The organism is Corallococcus sp. CA041A (assembly GCF_003612075.1).
In the GTDB taxonomy this organism is placed as follows: Bacteria; Myxococcota; Myxococcia; order Myxococcales; family Myxococcaceae; genus Corallococcus; species Corallococcus exiguus.
The window spans coordinates 1-26,451 of sequence record NZ_RAWF01000142.1 but is presented as its reverse complement, the minus strand read 5'-3'; the positions used below and the strand labels follow the sequence as shown (position 1 = coordinate 26,451).

Here is a 26,451-nt window from a genome sequence, read left to right as displayed (position 1 = left end):
CTCCGGGCCCGCCGCCTCCAACCCCTCGAGCCGTCGCACATGCGCGCGCAACAGGCGCTCCGGTGCGGCGTCCTCCAGCGACCCGGAGCGGTAGCCGGGCACGTCCAACGCGGGGCGGCGGTAGCTGGCCGTCACCACGAAGCCCCCGGAGGCCAGGGGGGTGAGCAGGTAGAGCCGGGGCAGCAGGTCTCCCCCCTCGTGGAGGGTGGCGAAGACGCGCTCGCCCGGGTGCGCCCAGTCGTAGGAGCGGGTGGCCTTCTGGAGGAGCGGCTTCTCCTCGTGGCTGCCCACCGGCGTGAAGCCCAGCGCCTGGAGCTGGCCCGCCAGGGGGCTCAAGGAATCCGGCAGGTCCATCTGGTCCGCCGGGGCCTCCGGCTCCACCCGGACGGAGTGGGGGAAGAGGTAGAGCAGCGCGCGCCAGAAGTTGAGGAACAGGAGCACGCCGGCCAGCACCAGGCCGGCGACGGCCACTCCCAGCTGCCCGAGCACGTTCACGGGCGCGGCTTTCCGCCCTGGCGCCGGTCCGCGGTGGCGGGCAGGTGCTGCCACTTCGCCAGCTCCGCGGGGGTGAGCGGGTCGCGGCCCTCCAGGAAGCGCTCCAGGTGGCCCAGCGAGTCCACGCCCCAGAACATCTCGTCGTCCACCAGCACGGACGGCACGCCGAAGGCGCCCTGGGCGAGCGCCGCCTCCGTGTTCTTGCGCAGGCGGTCCTTCACCTCCGGCAGCTGGGCCCGCTCGAGCAGCGCCCGCGCGTCGAAGCCCGCGTCCGTCAGCACCGCGCCCACCTGCTCCGGCGTCTCGATGCCCCGGCCCTGCCCCCACGCGGCCGAGTAGAGCGCGGTGGTGAGCCGCGTGCGCTCCGCCACGTCGTCCACCGCCGCCGTCACGCGCAGGGACAACAGCGGGTTGAATGGGTGCGAGGGCGGCAGGGTGAAGGGCGCGCCCTGCTCATGCGCGATGCGGAACGTCTGCTTGAAGACGTAGACGCGCTTGGCGGGGATCTCCGCCGGGCCCACGGAGCCCACGGCGTTGAGCAGCCCCGCGAGCAGCACCGGCACGGGCTCCAGCACCCGGCCGTGACGCTCCGCGATGGCGGGCATGCGCAGCCAGGCGAGGTAGGCGTACGGGGACAGGTAGTCCAGGCAGAAGCGCAGGGGGGAGGAGGCCATGCGCCCATCCTAAGCACGACCCGGCCGTCAGGCGCTCTGCTTCACGTCCTCGTGCTGGCGCGACAGCGGGCCGCGCAGCGACTGGGCAAGCTGTTGCAGGTGCGTGGCCCGGGCGGTGGTGAAGGCCCGCTCGGCGATCTCCAGCTCCCGCATCGCCTCTTCCGGCGTGCCGTGCCGCTCCGCGTGCTGCATGTACACAAGGCCCATCTGGAGCACGTTGCCGGTGGACTCCGCCAGCAGGCGCGCGTGGCGCAGGTGCGCATCCCCCTCCTCCTGGGGCACCAGCGGCGCCAGGGCGCGGCGGGCCAGGATTTCATCCCAGGGGTTGGCGAAGCGCGGGTCCAGCGCGCGCTCCAACGCGGCCTCGGCGGCGGCGAGCGCGGCGGGCAGCCGGCCCTGCTCCCTCTCGAAGCGCGACTGGTACACGCGCACCAGCGTCTCCATGCGCAGGCCGCCCTTCTGAGCGGCCTCCAGGGCGCGGGGCAGCGACTCGCGCGCGGCGGCCGCGTCCTCGAAGAGCACGTCGCGGCACGCCTGGTACACCTGCACGTGCGCGCGCAGCCAGCGGTCCTCGGGCAGCACGAGTGAGAGCGCCTCGCCGCGCGACACCACCGCGGCGACGAGCTCGTGCTCGCCTCGCTCCAGGTAGTACGGCGGCGTGAAGAGGGCCAGGTTGCGCTCCATCAACCGCGGACTGCCCAGCCGCCGGACGAGCTCCGTCTTCTGCGCGAGCGCGGACGCGAACGCGGCGCCGTCGCCGGTGAAGGCCGCGCGCGCCACCTGCGCGAAGAGGTGGTAGGCGCGCACGTCGGTGAAGCCCTGCGCTTCCGCCAGGTGCAGCCCGTCCTTCAGCAGCGCTTCGTCCAGCGGCTCGCCGCGCAGGGCCAGGTTCACGTTGAGCAGGTAGCCGCCCATGCCCAGCGCCCACGCCAGCCGCCGGGGCGGACGCCCCACCGCGTCGCGGAACGCGTGCAGCCGCTGCACCTGCTTGCGCTGCTCGGCCACCCCGCCCGCCCAGTGGCCGGTGTACGCGCACAGCGTCGAGCGCGCCACGGACAGCCCCGCCCGGTACGGCGAGTCCTCCGGGTGCTCGGCGGCCACGCCCGCGATGAGCGCCTCCAACTCATCCGTGCGCCCCAGGATGGCCAGCGCCATGCCCTGGAGGATTTGAAGCTCGGAGCGCTTCCAGAAGACGTCCACCGGCGTCATCCGCCCGTCCGCCGACACCTCGCGGAAGAGCGGGATGAGCAGCTCCTCGCGCTCCGCGGGCGTGGCCACGCGCGCGGACTCCAGCCGGGAGAGCGCCTCGCGCCGTCCGGCCTCCACGTCCACCGTGGCCGCCCAGTGCGCGAAGAGCCGCTCCGCGTACGCCACCGACGTCGGCGGGTCGCTGGAGTAGCCCACCTCCACCAGCGACACCCACGTGCGCAGCAACTGCTCCGAGCGGCCCGGGTAATCCGGCGCGGACTCCAGGAGCCCCGCCGCTTCCTTCAGCAGCAGCGTGGCCTCCAGCAGCGCCTCCGCCTCGATGGCTGCCTGGCCCGCCTCCAGCAGCGGCTGGATGGCCTCCGCGGGCGCGTCCGAGCGAGCGAAGTGCCAGCCCACCGCGCGCACCACGCCCGAGCGCCCCGAGGGCAGCGCCTGGAGCACCCGCGCCACCTGGCCGTGGTACGTCCGGCGCTCCGCCTCCGGCGTGCTGTCGTAGACGGCCTGGTGCACGGTGTCGTGCGTGAAGACGTAGCGGCCCTCCACGTCCTGGAGGAACTGCCGCTCCACGATGCCGTCCAGCACGGCGAACAGCTCCGCCTCCGGCAGGCCGGACAGCGCGCGCAACAGCGGCAGGTCCAGCATCCGGCCCGCGGGCGCCAGCTTGCGCAACAGCGACACCTGCTCCGGCGGCGCGTTGGCCAGGCGCACCAGCACCGCCTCCTGGATGCTCGCGGGAAGCCTCCGCGTGCCCAGCCCTTCTTCCGCTTCCCAGCGCCCGCCCACGCGCTTGAGCGCGCCCGCCTCCACCAGCATGCGCAGGCATTCCGTGGCGAAGAAGGCGTTGCCGCCGGTGGTCTCGTGCAGCCGCTGCACGAAGCCCTCCGGCACGTCCAGCCCCGGCAGCACCAGCCCCACCAACTTCGCCACGTGCTCGGCGGACAGGGGCTCCAGGTCCATGCGGGACGTGAGCTTCTCGTCCACCGTCTGGAACGCGAGGCTCAGGCGCGACAGCTCCTGCGAGCGGAACGTGCCCACCACCACGCCGCGCGTGCCGTGCAGCGCGCGGATCAGGACGTTGAGCGCCTCCAGCGACGCGCTGTCCGCCCACTGCAGGTCCTCGAAGCAGAGCACGAAGGACTGCCGCCCGCCGAGCGTGTGGGTCCACTCCGTCAGCGCCTCGAAGAAGGCGGCCTTCTCCGCGGAGCCGTCGCGCGGCAGCTGTTCGTCCTGGTCGCCCTCCAGCACCTCCGGCGACAAGAGGCGCGCGAGCGGAGCCTTCACCCGCTCCATCAAGTCCGAGGGCGTCTGCGGCACCAGGCAGCGCAGGGCCTGCGCCACCGGCGCCAGCGGGGACAGCCCCTCCGCGCGGCACTGGCCCCGGCCGAAGGGCAGCTCCGCCAGCTTCGCCTGGAGCTCGAACTCCTGGAGCAGCCGCGTCTTGCCCACGCCCGCGGGGCCGCCCACCAGCATCGCGCGCGACTGGCCCCAGTCCGCCTCCGCCAGGCCGTTCATCAGCCCTTCCAGCTCCGCCTCGCGCCCCACCACCTCCGGCACGTGCAGGTAGCTGGCGCGCGCGGACAGCGGCTCCTCGGGGACGGGCTCGCCGCTGGCGTGGCAGAGCGCTTCCAGCAGCTCGCCCGCGTCCTGGAAGCGCTCGCGCGGGTCCTTCGCCATCAGGAGGAGGATGATCTCCTCCAGCTGTGGATCCACCGGGCAGAGCGTGGAGGGGCGCGGCGGCGGACGCGTCAGGTGATCCGCCAGCAGCACCGCGGGGCTGTTGCGCTTGAAGGGCAGCTTGCGGGTGGCCAGGTACCAGGCCATCACGCCCAGCGAGTACAGGTCCGCGCGCCCGTCGATGCTCGCGCCGCGCTGCCACTCCGGCGCCAGGTACTCCAGCGTGCCCTTCAGCTTGCCGGGGCTGGGCGTGCCCAGCTGGTGCATCACGCCGAAGTCCATCAGCTTCACCGCGCCGGACTCGGTGATGCGCACGTTGCTGGCCTTGATGTCGCAGTGCACGTACAGGCGCGAGTGGATGAACGCCAGCACCTGCGCCATCTGGATCAACACGCGATACAGCGTGCGCGTGTCCAGCGGCGCGTCCCGCACCAGCGTGCTCAGGTCCTTGCCGCCCACCACCTCCATGGTGATGAAGCGGTTGCCGGCATCCGTCATGCCCCAGTCGAAGACCTTGAGCGTGGACGGGTGCTGGAGCTTCTTCATGGCGAAGAACTCGTGCCGGAACAGCAGCACCAGCTCCTCCACCTTCGCCGCGGACAGCTCCGCGGGGACGTGCATCTCCTTGAGCGCCACGCGCCGGCGCTCCTGCAGGTCGTCCGCCAGCCAGATGCGGCCCATGCCGCCTTCGCCCAGCAGCGACTCCACGCGGTAGCGCCCGGTGACGACGACGCCCGGAATCAGCGAGCGCCGCTCTCCGATGCCCGAGCCCGGCAACGTAATGGGCGTACGCGCCCGATCCCCCCAGGTGCTCGGAGGGCGGGTGCGTTCATCCAATACCGTTGTCTTCTCGTCGTCGCTCACGAGCCAAAGGGCTGGCCGTTTCGAGGCCTGGATCTGGATTCCAGAATCCAGACGTAGCGAGGAATAGCACGTTTCAGTGACACCGCCTCCGGGACATCCGAGCAGGTGCACGCTCTGCTGCCATTCTCTGTTTCACCGCCTCGCTGGAAGACGACACGGAATCAAGCCCGGACGCCTGCTGGGGAGCCACTTCCCCACCCGCTCCCACGACACGCCCGCACGCGTGCACACCGTTCCTTCGAACCCCTGGGCCCGTCGCCCGGGGGAGGAGGGGGAAGCGGCATGCGTGCATGGAAGTGGGGCGGCGCCACGGTGGCACTCGCGGCCGTGAGCGCCTGGATGGCCTGCGGCCAGTCCGGCCCGGGCGAAACGCAAGGGTTGCAGAAGGCTGAAGCCGCGACGGTGACGCTGGGCGACGGACACTGCGCGGGCGTGGTGGTGGGCCAGGGCCGCCATGTCCTCACCGCGGCCCACTGCGTCGCACCGGACGCGGGCGAGGAGCGGACGAACTTCGAGGACGGCCGGCAGCTGAATGGCCGCTACGTGTTCGTGGATCGCGGCCGGGACATGGCGGTGCTGGAGCTGGAGGCGAAGGCACCGGTGGCTCCGCTGGAGGTGGCGGAAGGGCTGCCCATCCCTGGCGCGATGCTCGTCTTCACCGGACGCCACGACCGGCCCGGTGAACCGCAGCGGGTGATGGTGGAGCGCTGGGGCCGCTGCCCGTCGCTGCCGGACGTGCCCAACGCGCTCTTCACCACGATGCACGGCGTGCCGGGGGACTCCGGCGCGCCGCTGGTGGACGAGCAACTGCGCGTGGTGGGCCTGGTGCATGGCGGCGCGCGGTGCAGCATCGCCGCGCCCACCGGGGACGTGGCGCCAGAGGTCCAACGCCTGTCGCGAGAGGACACGCAGCCGCTGGCCCGACGGCCGCGCTGACGCGGCGGGACGGCGCACATCGCCCTTCCCGCACCTGGACGGCCAGGCAGGCGGCGTGCGCACGCGCCGTCATTGCCCCGTCGTCCCGGTGCGTCCCACCTTCCCGTCGGAGGCGACACCATGGCTTCGGACAAGGGCTCCAAGAACTTCCAACCGCGCAACCGGGGACAGATGGAGGACGCGCTGGACCGCGGCGCCGCCGAGCTGGCCCGCGAGCGCTCCCAGGCCGCGACCCGCGAGGACGAGAACCCGGGCCCGCTGGAGGAGACGCGCTGGGAAGCGGAGGTGGAGCGCGGCGCGGAATGGCAGGACCAAGAGGTGCCCGAGCGTGAGGCGCGGGGCGACGAGGAGCCGGACTCCGAGGTTTCCCGGCGGGGGCTCGTGAATCCGCCGCCCGAGGGTTAGCGGCGTTGGCGGCAAACCCGTGAGGTGGAGGCTTTCGGGAATTCTCACGGGTGAAGGGGGGCCTCTTGCCCGGTGCGCACGGCGGGGGGATGCTGTGCGCGCCGTTCCCCCTTGCCGTTCGTCGTTGCCTCCCCAGGAGTCGATGCACCGTGAAGCCCAAGGTCCTCATCGTGGAGAACTCCTGGACCATGCGAGAGACGCTGAGGCTGCTCTTGTCGGGTGAGTTCGACTGCACGGTGGCCGCGGATGGAGAGACGGGGCTCGCGCACGCGCTGGCACAGCCGCCGGACGTGCTCCTGTCGGACGTGAACATGGAGGGCATCGACGGCTACGAGCTGTGCCGCCGCGTGCGCGCGGAGCCCGCCCTGGCGCACCTGCCGGTGATGTTCGTCAGCGGCTACCCGCCGCGTACGGACCTGGAGCCCGGGCAGCCCCAGCCTGACGCGTACCTGGTCAAGCCGGTGAAGCCGCCGTACCTCATCGCGCAGCTGCATGCCGTGCTGCAGCGCGCGAGGGGCGCCACCGCCAAGGCCGCGGGCGAGGGCTGAGCCGGACGCCCGCCGGGGCCTGGTGTCTCGGCGAGGACGCCGCACGCTTCTGTCACTGACCTGGGACACGGGGAGGGCTATACCTTGCCCGAACTTTCCATCCTCTCGTCCCGAGGTTCCCGCGTGCTCAACGCCACTCCCCGCGTCCCGGCTCCCAAGAACGAGCCCGTCCTCTCCTACGCCCCCGGCACCCCCGAGCGCGCGGAGCTCCAGTCCACCCTCAAGAGCATGAGCGGGGAGCGCATCGAGATCCCCGTCGTCATCGGTGGCAAGCACGTGAAGTCCGGCAAGACGGACACCGTGCGCATGCCGCACCGGCACCAGCACGTGCTGGCCACCCTGCACGAGGCCGACGCGGGCCACGTGGAGCAGGCCATCCAGAACGCCATGAGCGTGAAGGAGGACTGGGCGCGGATGCCCTTCCACGCTCGCGCGGCCATCTTCCTGCGCGCCGCGGAGCTGCTCGCCACGCGCTACCGCCCGCTGCTCAACGCGTCCTCCATGGCCGGCCAGTCGAAGACGGCGCACCAGGCGGAGATCGACGCGTCGTGCGAGCTCATCGACTTCCTTCGCTACAACGTCCACTTCGCGCAGCAGATCCTGGCCATCCAGCCGGAGAACTCGCCGCAGATGTGGAACATGACGGACTACCGGCCGCTGGACGGGTTCGTCTTCGCCATCGCGCCGTTCAACTTCACCTCCATCGCGCTGAACCTCTGTCTGTCGCCCGCGCTGATGGGCAACGTGGTGCTGTGGAAGCCGTCCTCCACGCAGGCGCTGAGCGCCTGGTACAGCCTGGAGCTGATGCGCGAGGCGGGCCTGCCCGACGGCGTCATCAACATGCTGCCCGGCGACGGCCCCACGGTGGGCAACCCGGTGCTGGCGAGCCCCCACCTGGGCGGCATCCACTTCACCGGCTCCACGCCCACGTTCAACAACCTGTGGAAGACGGTGGGAGAGAACATCGGCCGCTACAAGCAGTACCCGCGGCTGGTGGGTGAGACGGGCGGCAAGGACTTCATCTTCGCGCACCCGTCCGCGGCGGACGACCTGGAGGCGCTCGCGGTCGCCATCGTGCGCGGCGGCTACGAGTACCAGGGCCAGAAGTGCAGCGCGGCCAGCCGCGTCTACGTGCCGGAGTCCCTGTGGCCCAAGTTGAAGCCCCGCCTCCAGGCGCTCATCAGCGAAATCAAGATGGGCGACGTGGCGGACTTCCGGAACTTCATGGGCGCCGTCATCGACGAGCGCTCATTCAAGAAGGTGTCCTCGTACATCGAGCTGGCGAAGTCCGGCGGTGACGCGACCATCGTCGCGGGCGGCGGCACGGACAAGAGCGAGGGCTGGTTCGTGCAGCCCACGCTGGTGCAGTGCGACAGCCCGCGCCACCGCATCATGACGGAGGAGATCTTCGCGCCGCTGGTCGGCCTGTACGTCTACCCGGACGCGAAGCTGGAGGAGACGCTGAAGGAGTGCGACCAGTCCGCGAGCTACGCGCTGACGGGCGCCATCTTCGCGCGCGACCGCAAGGCCATCGAGCACATGATGAGCGCCCTGCGCAACGCGGCGGGCAACTTCTACATCAACGACAAGCCCACGGGCGCGGTGGTGGGCCAGCAGCCGTTCGGCGGCAGCCGGGCGTCCGGCACCAACGACAAGTCCGGGTCGATGATCAACCTGTTCCGCTGGAGCAGCCCGCGCACCATCAAGGAGAACTTCGCGCCGCCGGTGAAGGTCCCCTACCCCTTCATGGACAGCGCCCCGAAGGAAGGGGCCATCTAGTTCCATGAGCGGACCGTTCCCGGGCATCGCGGGGCTGGAGACGTATGCGCTGGAGGACGGCGGCTGCCGCGTGGAGATCATCCCCACGCGCGGCGCGCTCGTCACGCGCATGGTGGTGGACGGCGAGGACGTGCTCTATCTGGACGAGAGCACCGTCGCCGACCTCACGAAGAGCGTGCGCGGGGGCATCCCCGTGCTCTTTCCCAACGCCGGTCCCCTGCCCGGGGACACGTATCCGGCGGACCGCAAGGCGTACTCGCTGCCGCAGCACGGCTTCGCCCGGAAGCTGCCGTGGACGGTGCGCCAGGCGGAGGACTCGCTGCTGGTGCTGGGGCTGACGTCGTCGGAGGAGACGCTGCGCCAGTACCCGTGGGCCTTCGACGCGCAGCTGGCGTTCTCGCTGGCGGGCCGGAGGCTCACGGTGGACTTCGACGTGGAGAACCGGGACACGCGGCCCCTGCCGCTGCACCTGGGCTACCACCCGTACTTCCGCGTGCCTCAAGGGAACAAGGCGCAGGCGCGCGTGGAGACGGACGCCACGCACGCGTGGGACAACCGCGCGAAGCACGAGGTGCCCTTCACCGGCCTGGACCTCACCGCGCAGGAGGTGGACATGCACCTGCGTGACCACTCCGCGCCGGGCACGGTGCTGGAGCGCGGGCCGGGCCTGTCCCCCGTGAAGCTGTCGTGGAGCCAGGAGTTCCGCCTGCTCGTCGTGTGGACGCTGCAGGGCAAGGACTTCGTCTGCGTGGAGCCGTGGACGGCCGCCGCCGGGGCGCTGGCCACCGGCGAGGGTTTGTTGCACGTGGACCCGGGCGAGCGCGTGTCGCTCGCGTTCGACATCGAGGCGTGAGTCAGGCTCTTCGTCCCGCGCGCTTCAGGCGTGCGGGATGAGGGGCAGGCTCAGCGGGCCGCGCACGGTGAGGGAGGTGTTCCACTTCACCGGGCCCGTGGGCGTGAAGCGCGTGAAGCGGGACAGCAGCACCTCCAGCCCCACGCGCGCCTCCAGCCGTGCCAGCGGCGCGCCCAGGCAGAAGTGGATGCCGTGGCCGAAGGGCATGTTGTTCACGCCCTCGCGGTCCATGTCGAAGGTGTCCGGGTCCTTGAAGCGCTCGCCGTCGCGGCACGCGGAGCCGATCATCAGCGCCACGCGCGCGCCCTCCGGAATCACCACGCCCGCGACTTGTGTCTCCTTCGTGGTGACGCGCACCAGGCCGTGCACGGAGGGCTCGTAGCGCAGCACCTCCTCCACGAAGCGCCCCACCTGCGCTGGGTTCTCGCGCAGCCGGGCCACCAGGTGCGGCTGCTCCATCAGCATGCGCACGCAGTGGCTGACGAGTTGCACGGTGGTCTCCAGCCCCGCCACCACCAACAGGAACAGGAAGCTCATCAGCTCCGCGTCGCTGAGCGCTTCGCCCTCCACGCGCGTCTTCACCAGGTCCGACACCATGTCGTCCTGCGGATGGCGGCGGCGCTCGGCGACGACGTCGGACAGGTAGTCCTCCATCTCGCGCACGGTGGCCTTGATGGATTCGTGCCGGTGGGTGTCCTTCTCCGTCGTGCCGGACACGCTGGACAGGTCCACCGACCAGCGCTTGTAGCGGGCCGTCATGGTGGGGTCCAAGGCGAAGAGCTCGCCAATCACGCTCGCGGGCAGCGGCATGGCGAAGGCGTCCACGAGGTCCACCTCGCGCTCGGGGGTCAGCCGTTCCGCGAGTATCCGCGCGAAGCTCCGGATGCGCGGCTCCAGCCGGTTCACCGCCGCGGGCGTCCACGCGCGGCTCACCAGTGTGCGCAGCCGCATGTGATGCGGCGGGTCCATGACGATCATCGACTCGGAGAAGGGGTTGTGACCCAGCCACGGCGGCGCGGTGGTCGTGCGCACCCCAGCGGAGGAGAACACCTGCGGGTTCTTGAAGGCCGCGGCCACGTCCTCGAAGCGGGTGATGGCCCACAGCCCAGCGGGTTCCACCTGACACACCGGCGCGGTGCGGCGCAGCTCCGCGTAGACGGGGTAGGGATTCGCCCGGACTTCCGGCGCCAGCAGGTTCACGCGTCCAGTCATGAAAGAATTTCCTTTCCCGACTGGAAATCTATACCCGGTATGCTGGCTGTGAACAGAGGCGTCGCCTCCCCCTCCCTCGAGTCACCATGTCCCGCTTCGTCCTCGCCGCCGTTCTCGCCCTGGGTCTGTCCGCGTGTTCCGACGACCCCGATGAAGTCATTCCCGACTCCGGCACGAACCCCACCGCCGACGCGGGCACGGATGCCGGCACGGGCACGGACGCGGGCACCGACGTGGATGCGGGCACGGACGCCGGGACGGACGTGGATGCGGGCACGGGCAGTTCGCACGGCTCCGGGAAGCTCGCGTGCAGCAAGACGGGCACGGTGAGCACGGACGCGGGCACGCTGACGTACTGCGTGGCGCAGGTGGGCGCGACGGAGGTGAAGTACATCGAGCCGAAGCAGGGCATCGCGCCCGAGCCCATGCGGCTGGCCATCTACCTGCACGGCGACGGCGCGAACGCGTACAACGGCAGCAACCCGCGCTCGCTGTACACGCACGGCGGTTGGACGTACGGGCACAACACGCTCTACGTGACGGCGCTCGCGCCCAACAAGTGCGCGTGGTGGACGGTGCCGGAGCGCACGGACTGCTCCACGGAGGCGCCCATCGAAGCGCGCGACCTGGAGGGCAAGAACGCGGCGGAGCTGGTGTCGCTCATCGAGGCGCTGCGCAAGGGCTGGGACATCCAGGACGGCCCCATCCTCTTCGGCGGTTCGTCGGGCGGATCCATCGAGCTGACGGCCAGCTTCCTGCCGCGCTACGGCGACCGCTACCCGGGTATCTACGCGCTGAGCTGCGGCGGTGAGAAGCCGTGGTCGGGCAGCATGAACTGGGACGCGTCGAACGCGGCGCTGCGCGGCGGCACGAAGTTCTGGTTCACCTACGGCGACCAGGACTACCTCCTCCAGGACATCCAGGCGGCGGAGGCGTACCTGGGCGGGCTCGGGTTCCCGGTGAATGACAAGGTCATCGCGGGCGCGGCGCACTGCGCGCAGCCGTTCGACCAGGTCGGCCGCGTCACGGAAGTGTGGAACGAGGCCACCGCGCAGTAGGCATCCTCCCCTGCTCCGCTTCTCGCGGTGATTCCATCGCAAGAAGCGGAGTGCGCGGAGTGAGTGCGGTCGATAGCGTCGCGAGCATCCTCTTGATGGAGACCGGATGCGCCTCTACGACTATCTGCCTTCCGCGAATGGCTACAAGGTCCGCACGCTGCTGAAGCAGCTGGGGCTCGCGTACGAGCTGGTGCCGGTGGACATCTTCGCGGGGGAGAGCCACACGGCGGACTTCCACGCGAAGAACCCGGACGGCCGCATCCCCGTGCTGGAGCCGGAGCCGGGGCAATTCCTCGCGGAGTCCAACGCCATCCTGTTGTTCCTGGCGGAGGGCACGCGCTTGCTACCCGAGGACCGCTTCGCTCGCGCGCAGGTGCACCAGTGGATGTTCTTCGAACAGAACACCGTGGAGCCGAACCTCGGCACCGCGCGCTTCTGGCTGCTCACGGGCCGGCAGCCGCCGGAGTCCGACGTCCTCCGGAGCCGCGTGCAGGGCGGTGAGCGCGCGCTGGCCGCGATGGAGCGGCACCTGGGCCGGCACACGTTCCTGGTGGAGGAGCGCTACACCGTCGCGGACCTCTGCCTCTTCGCGTACACGCACCTGGCGCCGGAGGCGGGCGTGGACCTGACGCCCTACCCTGCCGTCCGCGCGTGGCTGGAGCGAGTGAAGGCCCATCCTGGCTTCCTGGGCCCCGTGCCGCCCTACTCCGCGAACGTGCGCGTGCCCTGACGCGGACTACTCCTGCTCAGCGGCGACAGCCTCGCGGACCTCCGCGTCCGTGAGCCGCTTCGCCAGCAACTCCGTCACGGTCTCACGGTTGGGGGCGCCACCACAGGCCCTTCAACCCCGCCTGCTCACACGCATGCCGTGCCTCCTCGGTGTAGCAGTAAAAGACCAACTCGGGGACCGAGAACACGGGAGGGAAACCTCCTGGCGGAGGGCGGAGCACGAGCGGCTCGGCTTCCTCCTGACCCAGGAACTCTTCGCCGCATTGGTGGAAGGGCACGCCCTTCACGAGGGTGCGCTCCCGGTCGAGGCAATCGGCCCGCTCCAGCAACTGGAGGATGACGAAGTCCTCGTTCTTCAGCGACGGGTCCGTCACTGAATGCCAGGTTCGCCTCCGGGGGTACCCGCTTTGCACGAGGTGCCTGATGCGTTCCGAATAGATGACGGTGGGGATGAGGCGGTGGCGGAACGGGCCCACCGCCTCGAGCACGCGCACCATGCGCCGGGAGAGCAGCAACCACCCCATGGGCGCGGTGAACAGGTGGTCAAGCCGGGCGGCGCTCTCCAGGTTGCCGACGAACTCGATGACCTCGGGCGCGCCCTGATGGCTCTGATAGTCGATGCCGGGCTCGAAGAACGTCGCGTTCTCGAAGCCGTCGAACTCGATCAGCCTGGCGTCATAGACACCTTCCTCCTCGATGTGGGAGGTGTCAGCCGTCAATGCATACATCATGTGGTGTGTGACTCCTCGTGGGAGGACAACTCCAGCAAGGCCAGCTTCTTCCCCATGAGCACCCTACCGCCGCGCTGCTCCTGGATCATCTTGATGACCGGCTCCTTCAAGCTTCCGGATTGGATGGCCTGGCGAAGCTCGTTCTCGATCTTGAGGATGGCATCCTCGATGACCTTGGGCGTCCAACTGGAGGACGGCCCCTTCGTGCGCAGCTTCCTTAAGGCGTCATCAAGCCGAGTCTCCACGAACTTGCTGTAGCGCGCATGGCTGCCCGAGTGGATGAGCTGGCCTTCCACGTTGAGCCCGGGGTGCATGTCGAGGATGTTCGACCCCCGGTCAATCGTGTAGCCCTTGAGCCGCTCCATGGCCGTGCGGATCAACGGGTGGGTCTGGGCGATCTCATCGGGGATGAGGTGATGCATGGGATGGCCCGCGGAGAGCCGGACCTCCGCCGCCGCCCGCGCCGCCGGGCCCTGGGCCTTCTCCACCCAGTCCAGGTAGTTCTTCCGGTAGCGGGTGAAGATGCTCAGGCGGGGCGTGCCCTTGCCAACCTTGAGCACCACCAGCCCGTCCTCGGTCACCGTGAGCGCCCCGTACTCGTCGCCCAGGGCCTTTCCGTCCGGACGGCGTAGCCGGAAGGGCTGTGAGTCCGAGCTCAACTTTTCCAGGCGGTAGCCGGCGGCCTGGAGCTCCCGCTTGAAAGCGTTGAACTCCGGCGTCCCTTCCTGCGGGATGTGGCGTCCGACAAAGTCCTTGAGCTTGTCCCAGTTGGGAAGCTTCTCCAGCAGCTTCTCCAACTCGGCGTCGCTGACCGTGCGCTCGGTCAATGTGGGCTCGGAGTCCGACGTAGAGGAGCCACCTTCCTTGACGGCCTTCGACATCAACGGCGCGCCGAGCCCCCAGGGATTGAAGGGAAGCGGGATGGCGGGAGCGGCGGTGATGGAGCCCGGCTGGAACACGGGGACGCCCGCGTAGGCACCTCCCGGCCCCGCCGCCGCCATCATGTAGATGCGGGGTGGGGTGATCTTCACGGACGTCATCAGCTTGAGCCCACGTCCCGCGTTGGTCTTCACGCCCATCAGCGCCAGCGCGGCCATCGCGATGCTCACCAGCATCCGGAGGAAGGACTTGCTGGCCTCCTTCAGCTTCTCCGCTGAGCCGTTGGCCTCCCAGGCCTGGGTGAGCCACAGCTGCGCGTGCTTCAGGGCCTCCCCTCCGGCCTCGATGAGGCCATAGGCGCCAAAGGCAGCCAGGCCCAGCTGGATGAGCGCCGCCGCCAGCTGTCCTACGCCCGTGGGTGTCGCCGCCAGGAAGGTGGACAGCGCCTCCGCGGCGATGAAGCCCACCACCATCGCGGAGATCTCCAGCCAGTTGTCCAGGATGGCCTTGCCGTACTGGCCGGTGACCTCTCCGAAGAACTGGTCCGCCTGCCTCACGGAGGTGATGACGTCCTCCAGGTGCCGGGCAGCCTTGCGCGCCATGGCCATCGCCTCGTGGGTGATGGAGCCGCTCGACACGAGTCCCTGGAGCTGGTTGGTGAAGGCGATGCTCACCAGCCAGATGCGCTCGCCCGCGACCAGCCGGACGTCACCGTCGATGCGCTGGACCCCCTTGCGGCCACTCTTCACGTTCACGTGATGAATGACATTCTCGTAGAAGCGCAGGTCTCGCCCCGGCTGGATGGCCTGCCGGTAGATGCGCGCGGCGATGGGCTCCAGGCGGTCCCCTGGACGGACCTGATAGAGCGTCGCCGCTGGCTCCGGCAGCTGGGTCGTGATGCGCAAGGTCTGCAGATAGCCTTGCAGCAGGTATCCCCCCACCACGGTGGAGACGTAGGACCATCCAGGCGCCTGGGCATGGTCCCGGATGACGCTCACCCGCGTGCCCGGAGGCAGGGGCGCTGGGGTCAGGCAGGTGGAGCCCTTCATCTCCGCGGGAAGCGTCCGCAGGTTGGCGCCATCACCCTGGTCGATGAACCCGAACTGAATCGTCATGTCCCCTCCCGACTCGGGACTGAGAGGATTCAGCCACCCGGGCCGGGAGTGAAGGACCAGCCGGATGGGGATGACAATGACTTACAGCCGCTGCGCGGCGGGTAACCGCTCACCGGCGGGAGCTGCTTGAAGGCACCCCGTCCGTCACCGCGTGGGTGGAGCGCGTGAAGGCCCAGCCCGGCTTCCTGGGCCCCCTGCCGCCCTACTCCGCGAACGCGCACGTGCGCTGACTACTCCTGCTCAGCGGCGACGGCCTCGCGGACCTCCGCGTCCGTGAGCCGCACCGCGGGCGCATCCGCCTTCGCCTCCATGAGCCGCTTCGCCAGCAACTCCGTCACGGGCGCGAGCACGCTGAAGTGCGTGGCTCCCGGCACCGCGAGGAACGACAGCGGCGCGCCCTTCGCCGCCACGCGCAGCGGTTCGAACGCATCCATGTTGCCGTGGTCCGAGCCCTCGATGACCTGCGTGGGCACGCGCAGGTGCTCCACGTAGCTCACCGGGTTGCGCAGCCACAGCTCCGTCCCCCGAGCCTGACCCAGCAACGGGACATAGTGCGCGTACTCCGACACGTCGTGCGTCGGACCGAACGCATAAGCACCCTTCAGACGCGGTGACAGCACCGCCGCCATCAGCGCCACCGTGCCGCCCGTGCTGTGCCCCGCCACGTAGATGCGCGCGGGGTCCACATCCGGGCGCTTCGCCACGAAGTCGATGGCGGCGACCACGTCATCCACCTCTCCCAGGAAGTACTCGCGCGCTCCCGGGTTGTCGTCCGACCCGCGCAGCGACGGCAGCATCAACACCAGCCCGGCTTCTCGGAACGCCCGCGCGCTCTGATCATTGCTCCGGGGCGAAGGCGCCCACGCGAAGCCGTCGAGCCCGAAGTCCATGCCCCCGTGGATCCACACCACCGCCGGCCGCTTCGCGCCCTCGCGCACGGGCGTGACGTAGGCCGCGTTACTGCCCAACGGCGCGGGATAGCGCACCAGCTCGAAGAGTTCCTTCGGCGGCGTGGGCGCGGGAGCGCGCTGCGTGGGCTCCACCTTCAACTGCGTGCGGAAGCTCTTTCGAATGTTCACGGATGTGGGCGGCGCGGGCTTGGAGCACGCGGCGAGGAACAGACAGGCCAACAGGAGGACTGAGCGGGAGGACGTCATTCTGGGAATACGCAGTGAATCGGTGTCACGGGTCCGCGACACATGCGGCGGTGTTCCGGAGGGTGGCTTGACAGCTCGCGCCATCGCGTCTACTTCTTCTCGCAGAATGTTCGTCACCTCCGCCATGTGCATGTGTTCGATGCCTGTTCCGGGTGGGCCCAAGCCCGCCGCGGCCGGCTGACGCACAGCCTGCCCCTGGCGAGCCAACCGGAGCCCACCCACCCGCGAGGGTCGGTGGGCTTCGTCGTTCCGGGCCTCCGCTCTCGCACCCCTGCCGAGGAGCGTCGCAGCGCCCGCCGTGTCCTGAAGTCCTCCCCGCCGCCCGCAGTGCCCTGACGTCCCCACCACCCGTCTGCCTTCACGCACGCGCGTTCCTTCCGGAGCGACGCGAACAGGAGTCCCTTGCCATGAGCACGCCCAACAACGAACGCCCGCTGCACCCCGACACGCTCGCGCTGCACGCCGGCTATTCGCCCGACCCCACCACGGGCGCTCGCGCGGTGCCCATCTACCAGACGACGAGCTACCGCTTCCGCGACGCGGACCACGCCGCCGCGCTCTTCGGCCTCAAGGAGTTCGGCAACATCTACACGCGCATCATGAACCCCACGACGGACGTCTTCGAGAAGCGCATCGCAGCGCTCGAAGGTGGCGTGGGAGCGCTCGCGGTCGCGTCCGGGCAGGCCGCGCAGACGTTGGGCATCCTCAACATCCTCAAGACGGGGGATGAAATCGTCTCCGGCGCCAGCCTCTACGGCGGCACGTACAACCTCTTCAAGGTGACGCTCCCGCGCCTGGGCATCACCACGAAGTTCGTGGACGCGGGCAACGCGGACGCGTTCCGCCAGGCCATTGGCCCGAAGACGAAGGCGCTCTACCTGGAGTCCCTGGGCAATCCGCGCCTGGACGTGCCGGACTTCGACGCCATTGGCGCCGTGGCGCGCGAGGCGGGCCTGCCCCTCTTCGTGGACAACACCGCGCTGTCCCCCGCCCTCTTCAACCCGCTGCGCCACGGCGCCAACATCGTGCTGCACAGCGCGACGAAGTACATCGGCGGCCATGGCACCTCCATTGGCGGCGTCATCGTGGACGGCGGCAACTTCCCCTGGGAGAACGGCAAGTTCCCGGAGCTGACCGAGCCCAACCCCGGCTACCACGGCCTGCGCCTGCGTGAAGCCTTCGGGCCCGCGGCCTTCATCCTCAAGGCCCGCCTGGAGGGCCTGCGCGACCTGGGCCCCGCGCTCAGCCCCTTCAACGCGCACGCGTTCATCCTGGGCCTGGAGACGCTGCGGCTGCGGCTGGAGCGCCACTCGCAGAACGCGCTCGCGGTGGCGAAGTGGCTCAAGCAGCACAAGAAGGTGGAGTGGGTGCGCTACCCGGGCCTGGAGGACGACCCCTCGTTCCTCAACGCGAAGAAGTACCTGCAGGGCGGCTTCGGCGGGCTCGTCACCTTCGGCGTGAAGGGCGGGCTGTCCGCCGGGCGCAAGGTGATTGACGGCGTGAAGCTGTGGAGCCTGCTCGCGAACATCGGTGACACGCGCTCGCTCATCATCCACCCCGCGTCCACCACGCACGAACAGCTCACCCCGGCGGAGCGCGCCAGCACGGGCGTCACCGACGACCTGGTGCGCCTGTCCGTGGGCATCGAGCACCTGGACGACATCGTGGCCGATCTCGATCAGGCCCTGAGCGCGGTCTGACGCCATGCGACCCGTGAGGCCTGGCCAGGAAATCCCCCCGCGCGCGGAGACCCCGCGCGTCTTCGACATATCGCTGCCGGACCTGCCGCTGGAGGCCGGCGCCCGCGTGGCGCCCCACCTCGTGCGCGGCTGGTGGTGGGGGCCCCCGGAGGACCTCGCGTGGTTGCAGTCCCGCGCCCGAGTGCATTCCGAGGAAGCGGCGCGCGAAGGCCGGCTGCGCGTGGTGCGGAGGACCGCCTCCGAGCTGCGCGACGCCGCCATCGACGCGCGCCGCACCGGTCCCCGCCGCACGCCGGATCCGGTGCCCACCGTGCTGCTGGTGCACGCGCTCACCGGAGACATGAACGCCGGTGGAGAAGGCGGCTGGTGGGCCCCCGTCATCGGGCCTGGCCGGCCGCTGGACCCTTCGCGCGTGCGGCTGTTGTGCTTCAACAACCTGGGCTCCTGCTACGGCACCTCCGGCCCCGCGGACGAGGGCTTCCCGCAGCGCACCGACGACACGCGCTTCGGCCCGGCGCCGGTGCTGTCCAAGGGAGACCTGCGCCTGGATGAGCGGAGCCTGCCCGCGACCCTTACGCCGTGGGACCAGGCGCGCTCCATCCTCGCGGCGCTGGACGCGCTGGGCGTGGACGAGGTGGCGCTCGTCACCGGCGGTTCGCTGGGCGGCATGGTGGTGCTGTGCCTTGCGGCGCTGGCACCGGAGCGCTTCCAACGCATGGTGCCCATCGCGACGGCGGAGGCCGCGTCCGCGTGGGTGGTGGGCTGGAACCACGTGGCCCGGCAGGCCGTCCTGCTGGACCCCGAGTACCCCGAATCCCCCCGGCGCGGCCTGGAGCTGGCGCGCCAGCTGGCGACGCTCACCTATCGCGCGGAGGCCGGACTGGAGGCACTCCAACCCCGTCCGCAGGCGTGGTCGTCACGCGCGCTGTACCCCGTGGAGAGCTACCTGGAGTACCAGGGCGCGAAGCTGGAGGCGCGCTTCGACGCGCGAGCGTACCTGGCGCTGCTGGGCGCCATGGATCATCACGACCTCACGCGCGTGCCCACGCCGAACGGCGGGCCCGGCGTGGACCGCATCCGCGCGAGCACGCTCACCATCGGCATCGACCGGGACGCGCTCTTCCCGCCCGAGCACATGAAGAACCTGTCCCGCCGCCTGCGCGCGCAGGGACTGCATGCCGAATACGCGGCCCTGTGCAGCGTGCACGGCCACGACGGCTTCCTCATCGAATGGGACGCGCTCGCGCCCCTGCTGGTCCGCGCGCTGGCCCTGCCTCCGGGCGTGGGCCGCGACGCCCGCATTTCATCCACTGCCGGCGTCCGCGCCCGGAAGACTTCATGACCGCCCCTGTGAGCATCACCCGTTACGCCCCCTTCCTGCTCGACACCGCCCAGGGACTCGCGTCCGTGGCCACGCACCTGTCGCGCCGCGACGCTGGCAACACGCGCGCAGCCATCGTGTCCTCACCACCCTGGCTCGCGGCGGGGCTGGAGTCCGCGCTGTCCATCGCGTTGAAGGGCAACTCCACGCTGGCCCGGCAGGAGCTGGATGGCCTGCTCGCGCGCGGCCTGTTGATGCTGGAGGAGGCCGAGCGCCGGTTGGGTGCGCCCCCGGGCTCCACGTCGGTGGAGGCGGACGGCACGCGCACGCTCGCGTCCCTGCTGGGGCCCGCGCGCCGCGCGCTGGATCGCGCGAGTCTGGTGCGCGAGCGGCGGCCCGCGCTGGAGGACGTGGTGCGTGGCACCGGCGAGCGGCTGACGGCGGCGCTGCTGGCGAAGTTGCTCGGTGCGCGCGGCGTGCCGTCGCTCGAGGTGGACGCGGCGGACTGGACGGTGACGGAGGGTGAGCCTGGGCAGGCACGAGTGAACCGCGAGCACACTCGCGCCCGGGTGGCCACGCTGCGGCCTTCGTGGGAGGGGCGGCTGACGTTGCACGCGGGTGGCCGGGGGACGGCGGTGGATGGCCGCTCCACGACGCTGGGCGTGGAGGGCGCGGACGAGACGGCGGCCGTGCTGTCCGTGCTGCTGGGCACGCCACTGACGCTGTGGACGGACGTGCCCGGGGTGATGACGGCGGATCCGTTGCACGTGGCGGATGCGCGGCCGGTGCCGCACCTGAGCTACACGGAGGCGCTGGAGCTGGTGTACCTGGGCCTGCCCACGCTGCACCCGCGCGCGCTGTCCACGCTGCGCGACGCGGACATCCCGCTGCGCGTGCGTCACCTGCAACAACCTGACGAACCCGGCACGCTCATCGACGTGCGCGGCGCGGGCAACGGCACCGTGCCCACGTGCGTGGTGTCCCTGGAGGACCTGGCGCTGCTGGGCCTGGAGGGAGGCACGGAGGAAGCGGCGCGGCCTGTGGGGCCTCGCGCGTTGCAGGCGCTGGAGGCCGCGGGCATCGACGCGTGGATGGCGGCGCAGTCGTCGCCGGGGCGCTCGGTGGCGGTGGTGCTGCGACGGGCGCACGCGGCCCGCGCGGAGGAGGTGCTGCGGCGGGAGCTGGCACCGGAGCTGGAGCGCGGCGCGTTGCAGCCGCCGCAGGTGCGCGCGCCGGTGACGCAGGTGGCGTTGGTGGCGGAGGCCATGGGTCAGGGCGCCAACGTGGCGGGACGGCTGTTCCAACCGCTGGGCGCGCTGGGCGTCAACGTGCGCGCCATCGCGCAGACGGCGAGCGCTCGCTCCATCTCGTTCATCGTGGATGGGGCGGAGACGGCGCTGACGGTGCGCACGGTGCACGCGGCCTTCCACTTCTCGCATGAAGAGGTGAGCCTGCTGGTGCTGGGCCATGGCGTGGTGGGCAGCCAGCTGCTGGAGCAGCTGCGCACGTTGCAGGAGACGCTGGCGCAGGGGCACGGCATCCAGCTCAATCTGGTGGGGCTCGCGGACAGCCGGCGGGTGCTCTTCTCGCCGGAGGGCATCCCGCTGAAGCAGTGGCGCGAGCGCATCGAAGCCGTGCCCGAAGGCGCGTCACCGCCCGTGGTGCGCGCGCTGCTGGAGCCGCTGCGCCGGTTGCCCGTGCCGGTGCTCGTGGACTGCACGGCGGCATCGGGCATGGAGGAGCTGTACCTGGAGGCGTTCCGCAGCGGCATCCACGTGGTGGCGGCGAACAAGAAGCCGCTGACGCAGCCGCTCGAGGTCTGGGAGCGGCTGCGGAGCACGGCGCACCTGAACCACCGCGCGTACCACTACGAGACGACGGTGGGCGCGGGGCTGCCGGTCATCCAGACGCTGAAGGACCTGGTGCGCACGGGGGACCGGGTGCACGGCGTGGAGGGTTCGTTCTCCGGGACGCTCGGCTACTTGAGCCAGCAGTTGATGGATGGGGTGCCGCTGTCGAAGGCGGTGCGCACCGCGCGCGAGAAGGGCTTCACGGAGCCACACCCTCGCGAGGACCTGGCGGGCACGGATGCCGCGCGCAAGGCGCTCATCCTCGCGCGTGAGCAGGGCTTGAACCTGTCGCTGGAGGACGTGGAGGTGGAGCCCTTCGTCCCGCGCGAGTACCTGGAAGAGGCGGACGTGGAGCGCTTCCTCACGGGGCTGGAGAAGCTGGACCGGACGTTCACCTCGCGCATCGAGGGACTGCGCGCGGAGGGCAAGGTGCTGCGCTACCTGGCGCGCATCGACCCGACGGCGAAAGACGGGCCGGTGCTGCGGGTGGGCCCGGTGGCGGTGCCGAAGGAGCATCCGGCGACGCGGCTGCGCGGCTCGGAGGCGTTCGTGGCCTTCTCCACCGAGCGCTACGCGGACTACCCGCTGCTGGTCCAGGGCGCGGGGGCAGGCGGCCCTGTCACTGCGGCGGGCGTCCTCGCGGACATCCTGAAGATCGCCCAGAACCTGCGGGGGCGGTGAGGCTCAGTAGCCCACGTAGCCGCTGCCGCCATTCATCGCCTGGATGCCCGGCGTGTTCGACACGGAGCCGTAGCGGTCCACCGAGTAGCGAACGGCCGCGACGATGTTGTCCACCGGGTTGCGGATGTTGTCGTGGCCCGGGACCTTGTACGCGTCGAACGTCGGCTGGATGGTCTGCATCAGGCCGATGGAGGGGTGGCCGTCCTTGGCGTTCTGGTCCCAGAGGTTGATGGCGTTCGGGTCGCCGCTGGACTCGTGCTGGATGATCTTCGCGATGTCCTGCGGGTTCATCTTCTCCACCGGGACGCCGTTGGCCTTGAGGATGTCCATGGCCTGCTTGATCCAATCGCCCACTTCGCCCTTCGGGACGTCGCCCGAGGGGCTGGCCGACTGAGTGGCGCCGGACGACTGAGCGGCTCCGGTCTGGAACGAGTCACCCGCGCCAGGCGCACCGCCCGTGCTGGACGCACCGTCGACGCTGGGGGCGCCGCCCATCTGGGTCTGGAGCAGCTGGACGAGCTGCTGCAGCTGCTTCACCACGTCCTCGAGCCCCTCCGCGAACTGCTTCCACTGCGCGCCCTTCGCGGGGCCCGCGCTGAAGCCATCCTGCTGGAACTGGGACGCCAGGTTCGAACCCGGCTTCTGGCAGGAGCCGCCCTGCACGCGGCCGCCGGACACGGCATCCGGACGGGAAGCGAAGTCCTGCGAGGGGACGCGGAAGGAAGCGGCGCGGGCGGAGGTGGGCGCGATGGCCATGGGATTTCCTCGGGAGCTTGAGTGCGGCTGACGAGGAACACCTACAGCAGGGGACATGCCAACCCATGGGCTGACACCTGCTTGAGGCCAAGTGCTTGAGTTCCTTGAGGCAGCGCGAGGCGCGGTGGGACGAACCGGGGCCCGTCCCTGGTGACTGGAGTCACCGCTCGCCAACAGCGGTCACCAGTCGCGATGCGCCCTACTTCGTGCGCCCGGAGGGCTTCCGACGCCCGGCCCGCGAGGGCTTCACGGTCTTCTTCGCGACCGGAGCCTTCTTCGCGACCGGAGCCTTCTTCGCGACCGGAGCCTTCTTCGCGACCGGAGCCTTCTTCACGGCCCGAGGCAGCTTCGTGGCCACGGCCTTCTTCGTGCCTCGCGCGGGGCCGTGCTTCTTCAGCAAGGCCGCGCCCTGCTCCGCGAGGCCCTGCTCCAGCGAGGGAGGCTTCTTCGCGCCCTTCTTCCCCGGGGGCTCGCGCGTCAGAGCCCCTTCGCGGGTCACCTCCACGGTCCTTCCGGAGAAGGCGCTCCAGCCCTCCAGTGCACGCGTCCAGCGCGCCAGCAGCGCTTCACGAGTGTCCGCGTCCGGCAGTCCTTCCGCGTGCAGCGCCACGGTGACGCCATGCACCGACGGCAGCACGCGAAGCTGCACGGTGCGCGCCCGGGGCCACTCGTCACGCTCCAGTCGCAGGCGGAGCTGCTTGGGAGGAACCTGACGCACCACCTGGATGCGCGTCCCGTCCACGAGCGCGACCTGCTCGCCTTCCGTCAGCGCCTGGGCGCAGGCCCCCACCCAGCGGACCAACCCTGACGCCTCGCCCCAGGCGGCCCAGGCCATCTCAGAGCCCACCGCGAAGGAGCGCCGTACTCCTGCCTGATATCCACCATTCGCCGTCCGACCTGTCGACATGGACCTTTCCTGTCTGTCTGATCTGGCTTCCCCCATCCGAGAGGAACCGATGCGCCACCTTCCGCCTGGCCTGCTGTGCATGGGAGCCCTGCTGTTGACCGCATGTGGCGCGGACAGCACCGGGGGTTCCCCCGCGACGAACCTGGCGACGACCGAGCAAGCCATCCTCCCGGACTGCGCGACCGACCCGCATCACTCCGTCAACTTCTACAGCGACCACACCCGGACGACCGAGGTCGGATGGCGAGGCTGCACCTGCGATGGAGAGGAGATCAACCTGGGGCAGGCCACGTCCTGGTACACGGTCAGCTACACGCCGTTGTCCTGTCCCTGAAGCACGGCGGCCGCCCCCTCCCGCCAGGAGGAGGGCTCACCCCGTGGGGCGGTAGCCCGGCATGAGGAAGTTGTCGTGGTCCGCGTACGCCGGCGCGTCCGCCTCACCGGTGAAGGCGCGCAGGGTGCAGTACTCCGGATACGACGCCTGGACGGTGATCTGATCCCCCACCTGGAGGACCACGTCACCGTTCGGGTGCAGCGTCTCCTCCTCGCCCCGGATGAGCGACAGCGCCAGCCCGCCGAAGCGGTCGCGCACCTGGGAGATGTTCATCCCCGGCAGTCCGTCCCGCACCACGAACAGCGACACCACCATCAGGTGCTTGCCGATGCGGAACGAGTGGACGAGCCGCGGATCCAACGCCGCCAGCGCCATGGCGGGCGCGGCCAGCGAGGAGCTGGACAGGGCCTCCGCCTTGAACGTGTCGCGCACCTTCGCGCCCAGGTCGTCGTCGAACAGGCGGATGACCACGCGGATGCCGGGGTTCAACCGCCGCGCGTCCAACGCGATGTTCAGGTTCGCCAGGTCGTCGTCCGTGGCGCAGACGATGGCGGACGCCTTCTTCACGTGGGTGCGCGGCAGGCACAGCGGGCTGCGCGTGTCGTCGATGAGCAGCGGGATGTTCTCGTCGCGCAGCGCGGACACGAACGTCGCGTCCTCGCGCTTCTCCACCACGACGACGTCCTTGCCCATCTCCCGCAGCTGCGTCACCACGCGGTAGCCCACGCGTCCCGCGCCGCACACGACGACGTGGCCCTTCATCGTTTCGGACACCACGGTGACCCACTCCTTGTCGTTCTTGTGCCGCGCGAAGAAGAGGTACGCGAAGCGCACCACGCCATCCACCACCAGCGCGATGCTGACCGGCGGGATGAGGATGTTGAGCGTCTCCACGAACCAGTCGCTCACGTAGGGCAGCGACGGCTGGCCGAAGAGCAGGAAGTAGACGTGGTGCAGCGCCTCTCCGTAGGAGATGCGGTCCCCGCCCGGCCCCACGTAGCGCCAGTGGTACAGCGCCGGCCCCACCCCGAAGATGACCGCCGCGAGCAGCAACGTGCTGCGGAACCTCCGCGACAGCGCGCGCAGGTACCGCAGGTCCATCATCAGGCGCGCGGCAGGGCTCTTCATGCGCGCGGGAGTCTACGCCGCCGGGGTGATGTCCGTGGAGGCTTCCGCCTTCGCACGGCGTTTCTCGATGAGCCACACCGCCAACACGCCCAGCTCGTAGCAGAGCAGCATGGGGCCGGCCATGAGCGACAGGTTCACCACGTCACCCGTGGGCGTCAGCACCGCCGCCGCGATGAGGCACACCACGAACGCGTGGCGCTGGTAGCGGATGAGGAAGCTCGACTGCACCACCCCGACGATTCCCAGCAGCGCCATCACCAGCGGCAGCTCGAAGATGACGCCGAAGGCGAGGATGAGCAGCAGCACCAGCGACAGCTGCTCGTTCATCGTCAGCATGGGCCGGGTCCAGCGCGCGGCCTCGGCTTCCGCGTGGCCCTTGGCCAGCTCCTTCTGCAGCCGCCACAGGCCGGACATCTCCTCCGCGCGAGTGGGCGCCACGCCCGCGAGCAGGCTGGCCGCCTGGTCCATGGCGGCCTCCGACGCGACGTAGTCCTGCTTGCCGAAGGCCGTCACCGCCTCCACGCGCTTCTCCACCGCCTGGCGCAGCACGCCGCGCGCGGGCACGCCCAGCCCATCCGCGGCGGCGTCCAGCAGGTCGCCCAGGCCCTTGAGGCGCGCGGTGAGCTCCACGCTCTTCGCGGACGCCACCTCCGGGTCCTTCACCTGGCCCTCACCGGCGGCCGTCAGCACGGCGCTGGTCTCCTTGGCCACGTGGCCGGCGCGCTCCACTTCGCCAATGCGCAGGAAGCGCAGCGCGTCCTCGCCGCCCATGCGCGCGGTGTCCAGGCGCTGCTCCAGGGCGAGCGTCTCCTCCTCGTTGAGGAGGAACTTGAACATGGAGGGCAGCACCAGGAAGTAGCAGAACATCGAGCCCACGATGAACGCGACGGAGCCCAGCACCACGAAGGGCGACGCGTACTTGCGCTCCTCCGGGTAGAGGCCCGGCGCCACGAAGCCCCAGATCTGCCAGAGGATGACGGGCGTGGTGAGGAAGATGCCGCAGTACACGCCCACCTTCATCAGCACGTTGATTTCTTCGATGCCGGATGTGTAGACGAGCGAGCGCCCTTCCGGGGGCAGCGCGTCCAGCACCGGCCGCATCAACACGCCGAAGATGGGCTTGGCGAAGATGAGCGACACGGCGCCCAGCACGAGCACCGCGAGCGAACACTTCACGAGCCGCGAGCGCAGCTCCGTGAGGTGCTCCGCCAGGCTCATCCGGAAATCCGACAGGTCAACCCCTTGGCGATTCAGGGCTCAGCTCCGTTTCGGCGCGTTGCGCGCCACCGTGCCCGGGATGGGGGCGAGTTGCGGAAGGCCGTTCTCGTCCTGCGCCGGCGCCGCACCCGTCTGCTCTGCGGCCTGCGTGCCGGTGGCGGGCTCAGCGTCCACGGCGGCCTCGGCGGGCGCGGGCACGTTCTCGGGGTCCACCGTCGCGGTGAGCGCGGGGGCGGGC

The 26,451-nt window shown here is 70.4% G+C and carries 22 protein-coding genes and 1 pseudogene; 11 read left to right on the top strand and 12 right to left on the bottom strand.

Annotated elements, in window-relative coordinates:
- From D7V77_RS24275 to D7V77_RS24265, 3 genes are all read right to left on the bottom strand, one after another.
- A partial coding sequence (locus D7V77_RS24275) for a hypothetical protein (RefSeq protein ID WP_120578673.1) occupies positions 1-495 on the bottom strand: 495 nt, incomplete at its 3' end.
- Positions 492-1,169 carry a 2-hydroxychromene-2-carboxylate isomerase gene (locus D7V77_RS24270; RefSeq protein WP_120578672.1) on the bottom strand — a complete coding sequence of 226 codons (678 nt, stop codon included), beginning with the start codon at positions 1,167-1,169 and terminating at the stop codon, positions 492-494. The genes D7V77_RS24275 and D7V77_RS24270, both read right to left, overlap by 4 nt.
- Before the next feature lie 27 nt (positions 1,170-1,196).
- Positions 1,197-4,796 carry a serine/threonine-protein kinase gene (locus D7V77_RS24265; RefSeq protein WP_120578677.1) on the bottom strand — a complete coding sequence of 1,200 codons (3,600 nt, stop codon included), beginning with the start codon at positions 4,794-4,796 and terminating at the stop codon, positions 1,197-1,199.
- 402 nt (positions 4,797-5,198) lie between these two features.
- Between D7V77_RS24265 and D7V77_RS24260 the strand changes: the two genes are divergently transcribed.
- The 5 genes from D7V77_RS24260 (at position 5,199) to D7V77_RS24240 (ending at position 9,437) form a co-directional block, all read left to right on the top strand.
- A complete protein-coding gene (locus tag D7V77_RS24260) occupies positions 5,199-5,852 on the top strand; it encodes a serine protease (RefSeq protein ID WP_120578671.1) in 654 nt (217 codons plus the stop codon).
- Between the two features lie 120 nt (positions 5,853-5,972).
- The gene (locus D7V77_RS24255; RefSeq protein ID WP_120578670.1) at positions 5,973-6,257 is read left to right on the top strand and encodes a hypothetical protein; all 285 of its coding nucleotides are present in this window, start codon (positions 5,973-5,975) and stop codon (positions 6,255-6,257) included.
- A gap of 149 nt (positions 6,258-6,406) precedes the next feature.
- Complete coding sequence (locus tag D7V77_RS24250) at positions 6,407-6,805, top strand: response regulator transcription factor (RefSeq protein ID WP_120578669.1); 399 nt, start codon at positions 6,407-6,409, stop codon at positions 6,803-6,805.
- Positions 6,806-6,928: 123 nt separating this feature from the next.
- Positions 6,929-8,584 carry an L-glutamate gamma-semialdehyde dehydrogenase gene (gene pruA / locus D7V77_RS24245; RefSeq protein ID WP_120578676.1) on the top strand — a complete coding sequence of 552 codons (1,656 nt, stop codon included), beginning with the start codon at positions 6,929-6,931 and terminating at the stop codon, positions 8,582-8,584.
- A 4-nt stretch (positions 8,585-8,588) separates the two neighbouring features.
- Entirely contained in the window at positions 8,589-9,437 is an 849-nt protein-coding gene (locus D7V77_RS24240; RefSeq protein ID WP_120578668.1) for an aldose epimerase, read from the top strand.
- A gap of 24 nt (positions 9,438-9,461) precedes the next feature.
- Here D7V77_RS24240 and D7V77_RS24235 read toward each other — a convergent pair whose 3' ends face one another.
- The gene (locus D7V77_RS24235) at positions 9,462-10,649 is read right to left on the bottom strand and encodes a cytochrome P450 (RefSeq protein WP_120578667.1); all 1,188 of its coding nucleotides are present in this window, start codon (positions 10,647-10,649) and stop codon (positions 9,462-9,464) included.
- Positions 10,650-10,735: 86 nt separating this feature from the next.
- Here D7V77_RS24235 and D7V77_RS24230 point away from each other — a divergent pair, with 86 nt between their 5' ends.
- Both D7V77_RS24230 and D7V77_RS24225 read left to right on the top strand, forming a co-directional pair.
- Entirely contained in the window at positions 10,736-11,707 is a 972-nt protein-coding gene (locus D7V77_RS24230) for an alpha/beta hydrolase (RefSeq protein ID WP_120578666.1), read from the top strand.
- A 106-nt stretch (positions 11,708-11,813) separates the two neighbouring features.
- Positions 11,814-12,437 (top strand): glutathione S-transferase family protein, encoded by a 624-nt coding sequence (locus D7V77_RS24225; protein ID WP_120578665.1) that lies wholly within the window; start codon positions 11,814-11,816, stop codon positions 12,435-12,437.
- A gap of 82 nt (positions 12,438-12,519) precedes the next feature.
- Here the strand turns inward: D7V77_RS24225 and D7V77_RS44340 are convergent, their stop codons facing one another.
- The 3 genes from D7V77_RS44340 to D7V77_RS24195 all read right to left on the bottom strand — a co-directional run bounded on the left by D7V77_RS44340 (position 12,520) and on the right by D7V77_RS24195 (position 16,318).
- Positions 12,520-13,167, bottom strand: a complete 648-nt coding sequence (locus tag D7V77_RS44340) for a hypothetical protein (protein WP_169820743.1) — start codon at positions 13,165-13,167, stop codon at positions 12,520-12,522.
- Positions 13,164-15,161, bottom strand: coding sequence for an AHH domain-containing protein (locus tag D7V77_RS44335; protein WP_199733840.1), 1,998 nt, complete (start codon positions 15,159-15,161; stop codon positions 13,164-13,166). Before D7V77_RS44335 ends, D7V77_RS44340 begins: the two co-directional genes overlap by 4 nt.
- 230 nt (positions 15,162-15,391) lie before the next feature.
- On the bottom strand, positions 15,392-16,318 hold the full coding sequence (locus tag D7V77_RS24195; RefSeq protein WP_158624485.1) for a S9 family peptidase: 927 nt from the start codon (positions 16,316-16,318) through the stop codon (positions 15,392-15,394).
- A 407-nt stretch (positions 16,319-16,725) separates the two neighbouring features.
- Here D7V77_RS24195 and D7V77_RS24190 point away from each other — a divergent pair, with 407 nt between their 5' ends.
- Genes D7V77_RS24190 through D7V77_RS24180 form a run of 3 tightly spaced genes read left to right on the top strand, consistent with a single transcriptional unit; the run spans position 16,726 to position 21,870 of the window.
- A complete protein-coding gene (locus D7V77_RS24190) occupies positions 16,726-18,018 on the top strand; it encodes an O-acetylhomoserine aminocarboxypropyltransferase/cysteine synthase family protein (RefSeq protein WP_120578663.1) in 1,293 nt (430 codons plus the stop codon).
- A gap of 4 nt (positions 18,019-18,022) precedes the next feature.
- Positions 18,023-19,360 (top strand): alpha/beta fold hydrolase, encoded by a 1,338-nt coding sequence (locus D7V77_RS24185; protein ID WP_120578662.1) that lies wholly within the window; start codon positions 18,023-18,025, stop codon positions 19,358-19,360.
- Positions 19,357-21,870 carry a bifunctional aspartate kinase/homoserine dehydrogenase I gene (locus tag D7V77_RS24180; protein WP_158624484.1) on the top strand — a complete coding sequence of 838 codons (2,514 nt, stop codon included), beginning with the start codon at positions 19,357-19,359 and terminating at the stop codon, positions 21,868-21,870. Before D7V77_RS24185 ends, D7V77_RS24180 begins: the two co-directional genes overlap by 4 nt.
- A 3-nt stretch (positions 21,871-21,873) precedes the next feature.
- Here D7V77_RS24180 and D7V77_RS24175 read toward each other — a convergent pair whose 3' ends face one another.
- Both D7V77_RS24175 and D7V77_RS24170 read right to left on the bottom strand, forming a co-directional pair.
- Positions 21,874-22,626 carry a transglycosylase SLT domain-containing protein gene (locus D7V77_RS24175; protein ID WP_120578660.1) on the bottom strand — a complete coding sequence of 251 codons (753 nt, stop codon included), beginning with the start codon at positions 22,624-22,626 and terminating at the stop codon, positions 21,874-21,876.
- A 199-nt stretch (positions 22,627-22,825) separates the two neighbouring features.
- Positions 22,826-23,533 (bottom strand): hypothetical protein, encoded by a 708-nt coding sequence (locus D7V77_RS24170; protein WP_147452143.1) that lies wholly within the window; start codon positions 23,531-23,533, stop codon positions 22,826-22,828.
- Between the two features lie 49 nt (positions 23,534-23,582).
- Between D7V77_RS24170 and D7V77_RS24165 the strand changes: the two genes are divergently transcribed.
- Entirely contained in the window at positions 23,583-23,867 is a 285-nt protein-coding gene (locus tag D7V77_RS24165) for a hypothetical protein (protein ID WP_120578658.1), read from the top strand.
- A gap of 36 nt (positions 23,868-23,903) precedes the next feature.
- Here the strand turns inward: D7V77_RS24165 and D7V77_RS24160 are convergent, their stop codons facing one another.
- From D7V77_RS24160 to D7V77_RS24150, 3 genes and pseudogenes are all read right to left on the bottom strand, one after another.
- Complete coding sequence (locus D7V77_RS24160; RefSeq protein ID WP_120578657.1) at positions 23,904-24,995, bottom strand: TrkA family potassium uptake protein; 1,092 nt, start codon at positions 24,993-24,995, stop codon at positions 23,904-23,906.
- A 12-nt stretch (positions 24,996-25,007) separates the two neighbouring features.
- Entirely contained in the window at positions 25,008-26,213 is a 1,206-nt protein-coding gene (locus D7V77_RS24155) for a twin-arginine translocase subunit TatC (protein WP_120578656.1), read from the bottom strand.
- 39 nt (positions 26,214-26,252) lie between these two features.
- Positions 26,253-26,451 (bottom strand): annotated as a pseudogene (locus D7V77_RS24150) (Sec-independent protein translocase TatB); the annotation flags it as partial.